At 62.9% G+C, this 13723-nt stretch carries 10 protein-coding genes and 4 pseudogenes; 4 read left to right on the forward strand and 10 right to left on the reverse strand.

What is annotated here, in order from left to right:
• Positions 1–377 precede the first annotated feature (377 nt).
• Positions 378–1037, reverse strand: a pseudogene (locus P0D84_RS44645) (IS6 family transposase); the annotation flags it as partial.
• A gap of 130 nt (positions 1038–1167) precedes the next feature.
• Here P0D84_RS44645 and P0D84_RS44650 point away from each other — a divergent pair.
• Entirely contained in the window at positions 1168–2307 is a 1140-nt protein-coding gene (locus P0D84_RS44650; RefSeq protein WP_408348031.1) for an IS110 family RNA-guided transposase, read from the forward strand.
• A gap of 263 nt (positions 2308–2570) precedes the next feature.
• Here the strand turns inward: P0D84_RS44650 and P0D84_RS44655 are convergent.
• Positions 2571–2645: pseudogene (locus P0D84_RS44655) on the reverse strand (IS6 family transposase); the annotation flags it as partial.
• 33 nt (positions 2646–2678) lie between these two features.
• Here P0D84_RS44655 and P0D84_RS44660 point away from each other — a divergent pair.
• The 3 genes and pseudogenes from P0D84_RS44660 to P0D84_RS44670 all read left to right on the forward strand — a co-directional run.
• A pseudogene (locus tag P0D84_RS44660) lies at positions 2679–2918 on the forward strand (tyrosine-type recombinase/integrase); the annotation flags it as partial.
• Positions 2919–3614: 696 nt separating this feature from the next.
• Complete coding sequence (locus P0D84_RS44665; protein ID WP_408349444.1) at positions 3615–3980, forward strand: hypothetical protein; 366 nt, start codon at positions 3615–3617, stop codon at positions 3978–3980.
• 118 nt (positions 3981–4098) lie between these two features.
• A complete protein-coding gene (locus P0D84_RS44670) occupies positions 4099–5181 on the forward strand; it encodes an IS630 family transposase (RefSeq protein WP_408349447.1) in 1083 nt (360 codons plus the stop codon).
• 58 nt (positions 5182–5239) lie between these two features.
• Here P0D84_RS44670 and P0D84_RS44675 read toward each other — a convergent pair.
• The 8 genes and pseudogenes from P0D84_RS44675 to P0D84_RS44710 form a co-directional block, all read right to left on the reverse strand.
• Positions 5240–5365: pseudogene (locus tag P0D84_RS44675) on the reverse strand (DUF3331 domain-containing protein); the annotation flags it as partial.
• A 626-nt stretch (positions 5366–5991) separates the two neighbouring features.
• Positions 5992–6828 carry a nitrilase family protein gene (locus P0D84_RS44680; RefSeq protein ID WP_408349450.1) on the reverse strand — a complete coding sequence of 279 codons (837 nt, stop codon included), beginning with the start codon at positions 6826–6828 and terminating at the stop codon, positions 5992–5994.
• The gene (locus tag P0D84_RS44685; RefSeq protein ID WP_408349453.1) at positions 6825–8222 is read right to left on the reverse strand and encodes an amidase; all 1398 of its coding nucleotides are present in this window, start codon (positions 8220–8222) and stop codon (positions 6825–6827) included. The genes P0D84_RS44680 and P0D84_RS44685 overlap by 4 nt, the downstream gene beginning before the upstream one ends.
• Positions 8219–9142, reverse strand: a complete 924-nt coding sequence (locus P0D84_RS44690) for a DUF1028 domain-containing protein (RefSeq protein WP_408349456.1) — start codon at positions 9140–9142, stop codon at positions 8219–8221. Before P0D84_RS44690 ends, P0D84_RS44685 begins: the two co-directional genes overlap by 4 nt.
• Positions 9143–9162: 20 nt before the next feature.
• Positions 9163–9873: a branched-chain amino acid ABC transporter ATP-binding protein gene (locus P0D84_RS44695; protein ID WP_408349459.1), complete on the reverse strand. Its 711-nt coding sequence runs from the start codon at positions 9871–9873 to the stop codon at positions 9163–9165.
• Positions 9870–11702 (reverse strand): branched-chain amino acid ABC transporter ATP-binding protein/permease, encoded by a 1833-nt coding sequence (locus tag P0D84_RS44700; RefSeq protein WP_408349462.1) that lies wholly within the window; start codon positions 11700–11702, stop codon positions 9870–9872. The genes P0D84_RS44695 and P0D84_RS44700 overlap by 4 nt, the downstream gene beginning before the upstream one ends.
• Positions 11695–12528 (reverse strand): branched-chain amino acid ABC transporter permease, encoded by an 834-nt coding sequence (locus P0D84_RS44705; RefSeq protein WP_408349865.1) that lies wholly within the window; start codon positions 12526–12528, stop codon positions 11695–11697. The genes P0D84_RS44700 and P0D84_RS44705 overlap by 8 nt, the downstream gene beginning before the upstream one ends.
• 25 nt (positions 12529–12553) lie before the next feature.
• Entirely contained in the window at positions 12554–13666 is a 1113-nt protein-coding gene (locus tag P0D84_RS44710) for a substrate-binding protein (RefSeq protein WP_408349868.1), read from the reverse strand.
• Between the last annotated feature and the right edge of the window lie 57 nt (positions 13667–13723).

Genomic DNA, 13723 nt, shown 5'->3' on the forward strand with positions numbered 1-13723 from the left:
ACGCAGAAATCGGCGGGGTTAGTTTGCCGACGAGGCCATAGCAGGCCACGCCAGCCACTCCGCCCACGCAGCCCCCCCGTGGCGCGTCTATATGGCCGCGAGTCTTCGCGGGAGTGTTCTTCTGCAACGCAGCTCGTGTCGTGACGACAGCAGAGCGCGATCTGCGTGCATTCTTTCAACTTCCTTCTTCCGGCTTCGCGGGTGTTCATATGCATCCTGCGGGGTCGCAGTTACATGTCCGGAATGATACGGGTGTGGCAGGCGAAGGCAGAAGCCCGCTGCGGCGAAATCACCTTTGCAGGAAAGGGATAACAGTGCTCGCAGCGGCTTTGTCAACTTGCCGTATTCAGGCGGACTTCAGGATAACTGGCAATCGCTCAGAAACCAGTCGACGGATTTTGGGTGAGCTCAGTGAATCGATGCCACGCGGCAAAGCGTTCGCTGAGTTGTTTGCGGTACAGCGAAGCACGCAGCAGATGTCGCTTGAGCGCGAAGTGCTGCCGGATCGGACCAAAGCTCGATAGAAATGCCTGCGTGCGTTTGCGCTCACGAAAGCCCCGCATGCGACGCTCACGTTCGCGCGTGGGCTGATGACTGTTCTCGGCTCGGTTGTTTAACCGGGCGGCGGCCTTAACGAACACATGCTTGACGTTGGCCAGTTCGCGGATGTCCGCCTTCGCGGCCGGGTAGCTGCGCAGCTGGTCGGTGACGATTTTGCGTGGCACCGGACACGAACGAAGCAGGTGCTTGAAGAAGCGTTTGGCGACGGCCTTGTCGCGTCGCTTCTGCAACAGGACGTCGAGCGCGGCGCCATGTTCATCAACCGCCCGCCAAAGCAAGTAAGGCTCCCCGCGCAGCGTCACAAACATCTCGTCGAGATGCCAGGTGCTGCCTGTCTTGCGTCGGGCCGCTTTCACGCGGTGAGCAAAGCCTGCACCGAATTTGTCGCACCAGCATCGGATCGTCTCGTACGTCACGACCACGCCGCGCTCGAAGAGCAACTCCTCAATGTCGCGCAAGCTCAACTGGAAGCGAAAGGCAGTATGACTTTGCGTGAGGCAAGGGCTGGCCCGCCGTGGGGAAACTGAACGCGGGTTAGCATTGCTGTCAGAGCCGCACGGGCGTGGACTGGGCCATGCCCCGGCGATTTCCTCCACGGAGGCCAGCATGCGAAACGATAGCACGGTGTACGTTGGACTGGATCTTCACAAGGACTCGATCACGGTCGCCTACGCGATCGACGCGGGCGAGATCGAGCTGCTGGGCAAGACCGGTACGACCGGGGCCGACATCGATCGCCTGTGCACACGCCTGCAATCCAAGGCGCCGCACGTGCGCGTCGTGTACGAGGCAGGTCCATGTGGTTACGGGCTGTACCGTCAGCTCGTCCAGAAGGGCTTCGACTGCATGGTCTGCGCACCTTCACTGATCCCGCGCAAGCCGGGCGAGCGCGTAAAGACCGACCGGCGTGATGCCATCAAGCTGGCGCGCTCGCTGCGCGCCGACGACCTGTCGGCCGTGTACGTGCCCGGCATTGAAGACGAGGCATTCCGGGATCTCGCCCGCGCGTGGGCGGCTGCCCGCGAGGATCTGCGACGTGCACGGCATCGACTGAAGTCGTTCCTGCTCGCGCATGGCGTCCGTTATACCGGTAGCGCAAACTGGGGCGAGGCGCACCGTCGCTGGCTGGGCCGCTGTTCGTTTCCCAGCGCCTGGCAGCACCTTGCCTTTGACGAACACCGGCGCACGATCGAGGACCGGCTTGCGCAGTGCGCCCGTCTCGAAACAGCCGTACGCGAAGCGGTGATCTCCTGGCGCTTCTATCCGGTAGTGCTGGCCCTGCAGGCCATGCGGGGCGTCCAGTTCGTTACCGCCGTCGGGATGATTTCAGAAGTGGGCGACCTGTCCCGCTTCGAACACCCGCGTCAGCTGATGGCCTGGCTCGGCGTAACGCCATCCGAGCATTCATCGGGAGGCAAACGCCGCCAGGGCAGCATTACCAAAACCGGCAACAGCTACGCCCGAAGACTGCTGGTCGAAGCGGCCTGGAGTTACCGCCATCCTGCCCGCGTCAGTCCGGAAATCCAGGCCCGTCTCGAAGGTCTGCCCAAGGCCATCATCGACCGCGCCTGGGACGCCCAGGTGCGGCTGTGCCGACGATTCCGCCGGCTGACCGCGCGAGGCAAGCCCATCAACATCACGGTCGTGGCTATTGCCCGCGAACTGGCGGCGTTCATCTGGGACATCAGTCGACTGGCCATGGCGCTTGCAATACCTCGCAGCAAACCGCCCGCGGCCTGTGTGTGATTTCCCGAACAACGGAAGGAGTTTCCTGAAGGCGGCGCAGCCCGGCATCCGAGCAACCCGCGATGGTATTACGCAACGGGCATCACCAACTTGCGGCGGAAGTTAGCGGCAGGCTCATGAGGCGGACCTCTGTAATGCGGTATCCAACCCGCGGATGTCAGTGTGATCCACCGTCGAGACTTACTGCTGCGCCGCCCTCAGGAAATTCATGCGTCGATGCAACCTGGAAACCAATTTCGCGATTGACACGCAAAGTCATATCAATACCAACGCACGGCGCAACTGATAACACCAGCGGGGAAACGGTGACCGTGATACAGCGATTTTGATTTCTTCATCGCGCCATCTTACGCGACGACCCCAACAACCTGACAACGCCAGCCGGCCTCATCGAAGCCGATCACCCACCGCTCGCGGAGAAGCTGCGGCGTGCGAGTCCGCACTGGATGCGCCACACGCATGCCACGCACGCGCTTGCCCGCGGCGCAGAGCTGACGACCGTTCGCGACAACCTGCGTCACGCATCGATCGCAACGACCTCAGTCTATCTGCAGGGTGACGAAGTAAAACGTGCCCGTCAGCTCGATGCGGCTTTCGGCTCACGTCGGTGAGAACGACCATGAGGGAGCGCCCGAACGGTGGGGATTTGCAGGAGCCGGGCGCGGGAGGCCTGGCGTCAGAGGTGTAGAGAGCCAGCCATAGCACGACCGCACACACGAGCGCCCCCGTGATTCGCACTTGCGCGACGTTATTGGCACGCTCTCCAGGCAACGCCTCTTGCTGTTCCATCATTCCAGGTTGCTGCGCCTGCCTGCATGCATGCATGCAAATGAAGCTTACCCATGCGCGGCAGTAGTGGCGCAAGTATCACATCGCCTTATTTTGCATTACTGAGCGTTACGAAGACCCTATGAGCCCCTTCGCTGTAAAACCCGGCCTGAATGTTGGCTGGCCACGCTGCGGTTTTTTGACGGTTAGTTGCGTTTACATGAGTCGTAGCCAACGGATGCCAGGCCGACCCCTTCCGCCGAATCCGGCTTCACGCCCGACGTCGCCATCGTCGCTGCAGAATCGGACAAGTCGCACGCGGCGCACGGAAACAGTTCGTGCACATGCGGCCGACAGCTGGTGCACCAGTAATAAACTGTTTCTGTAGAACTGATGACCAGGGTGTGGCTTTGGGGCCGCCGGTACGGCAGGGCCGACTTGTGGGCGACCGAAAATTGACCTTGGCAATGTCGGAGTTCCTGGTCTCTGACACATCTCCCGTGTCATGATGGAGAGTGGAAGAACACCGGGGCGGTCACATGGCCCATCTCGCGAAGGAGGCCAAGGTGACGAATGGCAACGATGTATTGGACGGCCCTCACGACCAGATACCGGAAGAGCTGCGAATCCTCGCCGGCTACCTGGAGCGGGCTTTGGACAGCGCGACAAGCATCGTGACGATGCGACCCACCGACGGTGTCTGTACCGTATATTTGGGCGACCCAACGGGTCCACGTGAGGACCTGATGCAGATTGGCACGATTGCAACCCGGGTCGCAAACGACATCCTTGAGTCGACTTCATCGGGAGCGAACACGGTGCAGGTTGACGGTCAGGTCTATCGTCTTGTCCGAAGCTTCACGCAGGTTGCCGACATGGCGGCCGTTGTCTTTTCAACAAAGTAGGCCGCGGCTCATTCCGCTGACAACGTTTCAGCGACGTTATCTAGTGTTCCGTCCCAGAAATAACTTTACGTAAATTTGGATTGTTCTATGATCGAGTCGTGATGAACAGGAGGCGATCATGGGACGCAAGGGGATCGAGGTTGTGGTGTCGGAACTGGAGCGAGAACAGTTGCTGTCCATGTGTCGCTCGCGTTCGTTGCCTCATTCTCTGGTGCGTCGGGCAAAGATCGTCCTGATGGCCGCTGACGGTTGCACGACCAAGGAAATTGCGATGCAGTGCGAAGTGACGCCACCGGCGATCACGCACTGGAAGAAGCGGTTTGTCGCTCAGGGGCTTGCGGGTCTGCATGATGAAGCTCGCCCAGGCCGACCACGCACACATGACGACGAGGCGGTCGCGGAATTACTGGCCAGGGTGTTGCATGAGAAGCCGGACGGGGCAACGCACTGGAGCGTGCGTTCTGCGGCCGCGCAGACAGGGATTTCGAAGAGTTCGGTTGCCCGGTATCTGTCGCTGTTCGGTATACAGCCCCATCGTTCAAAGAGCTTCAAGCTGTCTACCGATTCATTCTTCGTCGAGAAGGTGCGCGATATTGTCGGGCTGTACCTAAGCCCGCCCACCAACGCCATGGTGCTGTGCGTCGACGAGAAGAGCCAGTGTCAGGCGCTGGAGCGCACGCAGCCGATGCTGCCGATGGGGCTGGGCTATCTCGAAGGCGTGACGCATGATTACGTCCGGCATGGCACCACAACCTTATTCGCTGCGCTCAATGCAGCGACGGGCGAAGTCATTGCTCAATGCAAGCCACGCCACCGGCATCAGGAATTCCTGGCGTTCCTCAGGCATATTGACCAGGTGGTGCCGGCCGATCTCGACGTGCATCTGGTCGTCGACAACTACGCGACTCACAAGCATCCGAGGGTCTGGGCGTGGCTCGCCAGGCATACGCGCTACCACATGCATTTCACGCCGACCTACTCGAGCTGGCTGAATCAGGTTGAACGCTGGTTTGGCCTGATTACGCAACAGGCGATCCGTCGTGGGTCATTCAGAAACGTGCGCCAGCTCATTGCCAGCATCGAACGTTATACCGAGCAGTACAACCAGCACAAGCGGCCCTTCGTATGGACCGCAACAGCCGATTCCATTCTCCAGAAAGTGGCCCGGCTATGCAAAGTTATTTCTGGGACGGAACACTAGTTGCATGTAAAGGCTGCCGGAGCCAGACCGAAGAGCGTACCGCCTACGCCAGCGCGTCTCAGGCGCTTGTGTGGGCCTTGATCAGCTCGCTGGCCAGAATCATTGCATCGCGGTTGAGTGGAATGACTCGCCCGCGAATTCGCGGACGGTAGACCGGATCACCTCGCTTGACGTACGTCCCCGATAAGGCGCAACGTCAAGGCGCGGGAGCGGGACACGGCTCGTGGGCGCCGAAGCGAGGTGGCCCGTGCGATACGATGACGGATGGTAGATTGATGGCAGAGCTGTGCAAGCAGGCGCATGACAGGCCCCATTTTCTGACGGCATGTCCAAAGTTGCATTGTGTTCAGCGTTCAAGATCGTGCCCCGCTTCAGGAGAGAGTGAAACAGTAGTTGAACAAAGCTAGCGATCAAACAGTTTCTGATTGTGCAGCTATTGCATGCATTCTGAGGAGAAGTCGACCGTACGGCGATAAACAGTCCTGCCAAGCCACGGCACGATCGTGTACTCGTCATATGAGTTGCTGCGGATGTGGATCCAGCTATGAAGAGGATGTGACACGATGATTCCTTGAAGACGCTAAAAGGGGAAATCGGCGGGCGGGCATCCGGAAGCGTCATGTCGTCGGGGGGCGAACCGCGAGCTTTTCGCTGGTGTAACAGCGAGCGTGTAGCGATGAGAGAAGATTAGGTCGAGCCCGAGGGCGAATCTACTCTACGGTTGAATATGCCAATGCCGCGTTAGCGTACCCCGCCTATACGGACGTATAAGCGCAGGGAGGGGCGAAAGCTTACGATTGACTGCCCGTCTCAGTAGATATCAGGACGGCGGTCCCGCAATACGTGATTAAACGCGTTCAATTGCCGGTGCCGGCGCGCGTCGGCCAGATTCACCGACGCCATCAGAATTTCTTCGTCCGTTGGACTGGCAGGACCCGCCGCCGGCCAACCTTGCGAGTCGACAATCAGGCTGCGTCCAAGAAACGGCTGGTCGCGTTCCACGCCGACCCGGTCCGCCGCGGCCACGAACAGTCCGTTCGAATGCGCGCCGCCCATCGCCAGCAGATTCGCCATCGCGGGCAGCTCGGCCGGCTGCGCAGGCATCGGCACCCAGTTGGTCGGCACGCATAGGATATCGGCGCCCTTTGCCGCCGCCATCCGGAAAATTTCAGGAAACCAGATGTCATAACAGATCGCGCAAGCCACCCGGCCAAACGGCGTATGAAACACAGGCATGCCGAGGTTGCCCGGCTCGAAAAAGAGGTTCTCGTCACCCCACAAATGCATTTTTCGATAGCCGCCCAGTACACCTCCCGGACCGATCACAGCCGCCGAGTTGTAGAGTGTATCGCTGTCGCGTTCAGCATATCCGGCCACCAGCGTGACGCCTAGACGCGCGGCAAGCGTGCTCCATTGCCCTATCGTGTCACCGTCCGCCAAGGGTTCGGACAGCGCGAACGCTTCTTCACGCGACTCGAATACATAACCGGAATTGCATAACTCCGGCAGCACGATCAGGTTCGCGCCGCGCGCATGCGCCTGCTCGATCAGTTCGATCGAATGCGCCACGTTGCGCACCTTGGCCCCCACCTCCGGGCACATCTGCACGCACGCCACCGTCACCTTACTCTCGTTACCTGTCGTCATGGCTGCACACTCCGCGCAATCGGGGAGCGCACCGCGTCCCACCGGTGCACGCTTTCATAGGACGCGGCTACGCGCAGAATCGTGGCCTCGTCGAACGGTCGGCCGGCGATCTGCAGGCCGATCGGCAAGCCGCGCGAATCGAAGCCGCATGGCAGGGACAGCGCCGGCAAACCCGTCAGGTTGAATGGATAGGTAAGACGCCATGACGCCGCGAGGGGGCTCTCTTCCATCCCCCCAGTCACCACCGTCGCCTGTCCACGCCGCCACGCGGTAACCGGCGACGCGGGCGTCACGACAACGTCGACGCGCTCGAATACCGCCTTGAAATCGTCGATCAGGCACGCGCGCAACTGCTCGGCCTTCAGATAGTCCGACGCCGACACCATGCGGCCGATCTCTACGAGCGTACGCACGTCGTCGGCCATCGCGGCGGCCGCGCCGCGCTGCAGGCCGCGATCGTGATACGCGCTCGACGACGCGAGTTCGATTGCGAAGATCGCACCCAACCCGTATTGCAGATTGGGCACCTCGAAGTCGATCACCTGCGCGCCGAGTGCGGCGAGCGCTGCAACGGCGCGCTCGACTTGCGCCTCTACTTCCGCCTCGTTGGCGCCGAAGAAGTGATTGCGGCACACGCCGATGCGCATGCCCGCTATGCCGCCATCCAGCGACGCGGTGTAATCCGGCACCGGTACGTCGGCGCTGCCGGCGTCGCGCGGATCGTGTCCGGCGAGCACGTTGAGCAGCAGCGCCGCGTCGCGCACCGACAGCGTCAACGGCCCCGCATGATCGAGCGACCAACTATGCGGCACGATCCCCGCGCGGCTGACGCGACCGAACGTCGGCTTCAGGCCCACTACGCCGCACAGACTCGCCGGAATGCGAATCGAGCCGCCCGTGTCCGATCCGAGCGCGCCGTAGGCCATGCGCGCGGCCAGCGCCGCGCCCGAGCCGCCGCTCGATCCGCCGGGAATGCGCGAGGGATCCCACGGATTGCGAGTGGGCGGCGTCTCCGTGCCCCACGCGAACTCGTGCGTGCGGGTCTTGCCGATCACTATCGCGCCGGCCGCCCGCAGGCGCGCAACCGCGGCTGCGTCTTCGTTCGCGAACGTATAGCCCGGCGCACGGCTGCCTGCCGTGGTCGGCATGCCGGCCGTCAGGTAGTTGTCCTTGATCGCAATCGGCACACCATGCAGCGGACCGCGCCGCATACCGCGCTTCAGTTCCTCCGTGCATTGCTCGGCTTCGGCGCGCGCGGCCGGGTTAAGACATTCATAAGCCAGCACTTGCGGATCGAGCGCGGCGATGCGCGTGAGCAGCGCGTCCATGACGTCGGCCGGCGAAACCTCGCCCGCTGCAATGCTCGCGGCGATGGCGGTGAGATCGTCGTTCATGCTTCGCCCTTGATGGAAGGTCCCGCATAAGCGCGCGCCGGATCGAACACGACCACCGGGTGCACTTCTGACAGATCGAGCTCTCGTAACTTGTTAATCTCCGCGAGGATCGGCGCGTAGGTGGCGAGGTTGTGCGCCACGCGCTCTGCAGCGAACTCGACGCCGAGCCAGCGGCCGAGCACCCGCACGTCGGCACTCAACGGCTCGGTTGCACCCGGCCTCGATTGGGGTGGCGTCAACAGCAACTCGGTCACGGCGGCCAGCGGTGCACGGCCGGGATCGCCACGGGTGGGCATCCCTTCGACGAACGGGACGAACTGCCGCTGCGCCACCTCGAACACGCGCCGCAATTCGGCAACCGGCTCGTGATGTTCGTCGACCCGCAAATCGAGGTGGGCATATGCCTCGTTGCGCACCACCTTGAGCGCCGCCGACTGGCGGCCGCGCTTGTCGCCGCCGGCGGCTTGTCCCGCTTCGAGCACGCGCATCAGGCGCTCCTCCAGTGCGAACTCATCACTCGCCTCATACGCGGCGAGCATCGCATCGAGTGTCCCGGCGCCGGTCAACATGTTGCCCTGAATCGTACAGGACGTGCCACTACGCTGCCCCGCCCAGCCCGTACATCGCGAACCGGTCCAGCACGCGCTTTGACCGTTGCGATCCACAATGCCGAGCTGCCGCAGATCCGCGGCGGCATCGTCATTCAGTACCCGCGCGAGCGCCTGTTCGGCGCTCACGCCCTGAGCGAGCAAGTCGAGCGCATCGAGCGCGAGATACGGATTGACCCAGGATTGCGTCGACACCGCACCTACGTCGGTGCGCAGATACATGCACATCGCGCCGACCGCCGGCACCGCCGTACTGACCGCCACGCCCAACGCGCCGGTCCGCGCACAGCGCGCGACGATGGAAAACGTCATGGCAAACTTTCCCCTTAGTGTTACAGCGACAGGAAACGCGAAACCGTGGCCTGCGCCGACGGATCCGCCGTATCACCGGCCGCCGGAATCTCACCGAGTTCGAGCACCGCGTAGCGATTCGCGACGGAAAAAGCAAACTGCACGTGCTGCTCGACCAACAGCATCGTCGTGCCGGCACTGTCACGCTCGCGGCTGAGAATGCCGACCAGCCGTTCGATCACCGACGGCTGCATGCCCTCGGTGATTTCGTCGACCAGAATCAGCTTCGGCTGGCGAATCAACGCCCGCGCGACCAGCAGCATTTTCTGCTCGCCACCCGACAGCGTGCCGGCTTTCTGTTTGAGGCGGTCTTTCAGAAACGGGAAAAGATCCTCGATACGCTCGAAAAGCGGCTTGAAATCGCGATCGCGCACGAGCGCGAGCTTCAGGTTCTCTTCGACGGACAAGTCCTGAAACAAGGCCTTTTCCTGCGGGATGTAAGCGACGTCGCGCCGCGCGATCCGGTTCGGCGGCACGCCCGTGGTCCGCTCGCCGAACAACGCGATGTCGCCGCTCTTCGGGCGAATGAAACCCATCAGCGTTTTCAGCAAGGTCGATTTGCCCATGCCGTTCTTGCCGAGAATCGCCACCACTTCGCCGCGCGCGAGCGTGAGGTTCAGGCCCTTGAGCACCATCGCCTCGCCGTACCCGCTGTGCAGCGCGTCGACCTGTACTATCGTCGATGCATTCATGCGTCCGCCTCCGGCTGACTGGCGGCGGCATGCGCACCGCCCGCATACACCGCACGCACGATGTCGGAGTTCACGACTTCTTCGACACCGCCGTCCATCACAATGCGCCCCTGGTGCAGCACGACGATGCGCGAACTGATCTGCTGCACGAAATCGAGATCATGCTCGACCAGCAGCAGACACATCCGATAGCGCGACGACAGTTCGACGAAAATCTCGCCGATCTGTGTGCGCTCCTGTTTCGTCAGGCCCGCGGTGGGTTCGTCCAGCAGCACCGTGCGCGGCTCGAGGGCGAGCACCATCGCCAGTTCAAGCGCCTGCTTCTGGCCGTGCGACAGGTAGCGGCACTCGCGTTCAAGAATCCGGTCGAGTCCCGTCAGCCGCAGCACGTCGAGGGCCGGCTGCGGCAGCGCGAGCACCGGGTCGCGCCGCCATTTCGACGGTGGCGCCACCCGATAGCGCGCAACCCGCAACGCCTCACCGACGCTGAGCGATTCGAACACCGTCGCGGTCTGGAACTTGCGACCGACACCCAGCGCCACGCAGTCGTACGGCGCGAGCGTGCGGATCTCCGTGCCGCCGATCTCGACTGTGCCGCCCGAGCGTTCCGCGCCGTCCGCAATGCAGCGCATCAGCGTGCTCTTGCCCGCGCCGTTCGGCCCGATCAGACTGAGCAGCTCTCCGGCGCGCGCGTCGAAGCTGATGTCGTCAAGCACCTTGAGGCTGCCGAAATGCTTGCGCACGTGCTTGATCGATAGCGCCGCACGGGTGTTGTCCACCGTGCCGTCATCGCGCGGCGGCGCCGCGATCAGCGTCACCAACGCGGGCGCCGCACGGCGGCGGCGGCGCGGCAGCACCTGACGCGCTGCGCCGGACACAAGCGGCGCGAGCCCGCGCGGCATCGCCACGATCACGACGACGAACGCCACACCCACCAGCAACGTCCAGACATAAGGCAGATTGCCGCTGAGATAGGCGCTGCCGACGTCGATTAGCATGGCGCCGACGATCGGTCCGATCAGCGATCCGCGCCCGCCGAGCGCGACCCAGATGACCAGTTCCGTGCCGAACACAAAACCGGCGTATTCCGGCGCCACCACCATCTGCACGCAGGCAAACAGAAAGCCCGCGAACGCGGCGATCACCGCGCACGCGTCCATCAGCCGCGCCTTGTAGCGCGACGCATTGATGCCGAGATACTCGCAGCGTGCTTCGTTTTCGCGGATGGCGACCAGTAGTTGCCCCGCATCGCTGCGCACGAACATCCACGCCACCACGGCCAGCAAAACCAGTAATGCGCCCGCGATGAAAAACCAGGCTTCAAGCGGAATATCGAAACTGTCGAAGCCGGACAGGCCGCTGCTCGATCCGGTGAACTCGCCGCCCGAATAGATGCACTGAACCAGCACGATCGGCAATACGAGGGTGACGACCGAAGCGTAGAGCGGCGATGCCCCGTGATAAAACGCCAGCCAGCCGACCGCGCGCGACACGATCCAGGCAGCGGCGACGCCGGCCGCAAGGGCTGCCGCCGCAAGCGGAAACGAAAAGCCGGCATGCGTGAAAATCAGCCCGGCCGCGTAAGCGCCGATGCCGAAAAATGCCGACTGTCCGAATGTGAGGATGCCGGTATAGCCCCACAACAGATCGACGGTCAACGCGACCGCCGCATACAGAAACGCGCGAATCAGGTTGTTGACGAGGAAAGTCGGCAGCGTGACGCTGCAGATGGCCAGAACGACGAGCGCAACGGCGCCGATTGCTGCCGGCCCCTTCCACGGTGAAGCAACCGCGGCGCGCACCGACGGGGTGGAAGCGGGATCAGCCACGTGCGAAGCCCTCCGGTCGAACGCGTAACAACAAAGCTGCCAGTACCGCGATGGTCAGACCGCCGAGCACGGGATTGACGAAGGTGCTGACCAGCACCTGCGCGCCGCCGAGCACCACGCTCGCCACCGCCAGACTGATCAGCGACGAACCGGACACCAGCACCAGCATGAACGCGCCGACGATCCACGGCACGCCCATGTTCGGATCGACGCTGGCAAGCGGCGTAATCAGACAGCCCGCAGCCGACGCCAGCGCAGCGCCGGTGCAGAAGGTCATGAAGCGCACCCGCGAACTGCTGATGCCGAGCCCGCGTGCGAGCGCTTCGTTCATGATCACCGCCCGGGTCTGCAAGCCGAGCCGGGTGCCGTTGAGCAGCCAGCCGAGCGCGAGCGCGACCAGCAAGGCCACGCCGACCAGAATCAGCCGGTAGGCCGAGTACTGAGTACCGGCAAACGAAATCGCGCCGTCCACCGGACTGGCCACCATCTGCACGCCGCGGCCGAACGCCAGCGTAATAAGCTGGCCGACGATGATGCCCAGACCCCAGGTCGCCAGAATCGCGTCGAGCGGGCGCGCGTACAACGGACGAACGATGAACCGCTCGACCGCCATCCCCGCCACGAAGCCGATCGCGAGCGCGCACGGCACGCCCCACCACCAGTCCAGGCCGGCGTGCTCGACGAGCACGCTCGCATAGCCGCCGGTCGTCAGAAACGCTCCATGCGAGAAGTTGATGATCTTCATCACGCCGAAGACCATCAACAACCCCGCCGAAACAATGAACAGGATGGCCGCCGTGGTGACGACATCAAGCCCGAGATTCAGCATTGCCGGGACTCCGTAGTATGGCTTACTTCAGGGCCGGACACTGCGCGCCGGGATCAACGTGGGGGAACGATTCGATCACCTTCACCGACCCGTCCGCCTGCACCTGGCCCAGATACATCGTGAGCGGCGTATGACGTTGCTTGTCCATCTGGATGTGGCCGCGCGGGCCGTCGAACGAAACCTGGGCGAGCGCCGGAATCACCTTCGCCGTGTCGACCGAACCGGCTTTCTCCACCGCGGCCTTGTACAGGTAGATCGCCTCGTACTCCGGCACCGAAAGATCGTTCGGTGTCTTCAGATCCGCACCGAAGCGTTTTTGCATCGCAGCGAGGAACGTGTGGTTCGCCGGCGAATCGATGTTGGTCACATACGAACCGGAGATGTAGATGCCCTGCGCGTCCGCGCCCATGCTTTTGGCGGTGCCCTCGTCGACGGCGAGATTGCCGTACGGAACCTTCACGCCCGCCGCACGCAGTTGCTTGGTGAGGGTGACGTTCGGCGCGCCGCCCGCGGTCGAGGTGATGATCGCGTCAGGCTTGGCCGCCTGCAGCTTGCTGATGATCGAGGTCCAGTCGGAACCGTCCATGGGCAGATACTCGTTGCCGACCACCTTGCCGCCGTGCTTTTCGATGTAGGTCTTCGAGAAGTCGAGCATGCCGCGACCGAACGCGTAGTCGCTGCCGATCAGAAAGAACGTCTTCGCCTTCTGCTGCTTCATGAAGTAATCGACGATCGGCGCGACCTGCTGGTCGGGCACCCATGCATCGACGTACATGTAACGGTTGCAGGAGCGGCCTTCATAGAACGACGTGTAGATGAACGGCACCTTGCCGCGCGTCACGATCGGCAGGCCCGCGTTGCGCGCGGCACTCGTTTCCATCGAGATGAGCGCGTTGACCTTCTTTTCGAAGATCAGCGAATCGAACGCCTTTTGCGCGCCCGCCGCGCCGCTACCGTCATCGGCCACTTCCAGGCTGACCTGACGCCCCAGAATGCCGCCTTTCGCATTGATCTCGTCGACAGCCAGTTGCGCTGCCTGAACCACCGACGGGGCAACCACGCTATTCGCGCCACTCAGACCCACGGGCACGCCGATCCTGATCGGATCGGCGGCGATGGCCGCGTGGCTCGCCATCGCGAGCGATACCAGCAGAGCGGCCGCCGCGCCGCGTGAGCGGCCGGCGGTCGGAAG

It is taken from the genome of Paraburkholderia sp. RL17-337-BIB-A, from assembly GCF_046025895.1.
Lineage (GTDB): Bacteria > Pseudomonadota > Gammaproteobacteria > Burkholderiales > Burkholderiaceae > Paraburkholderia > Paraburkholderia fungorum_C.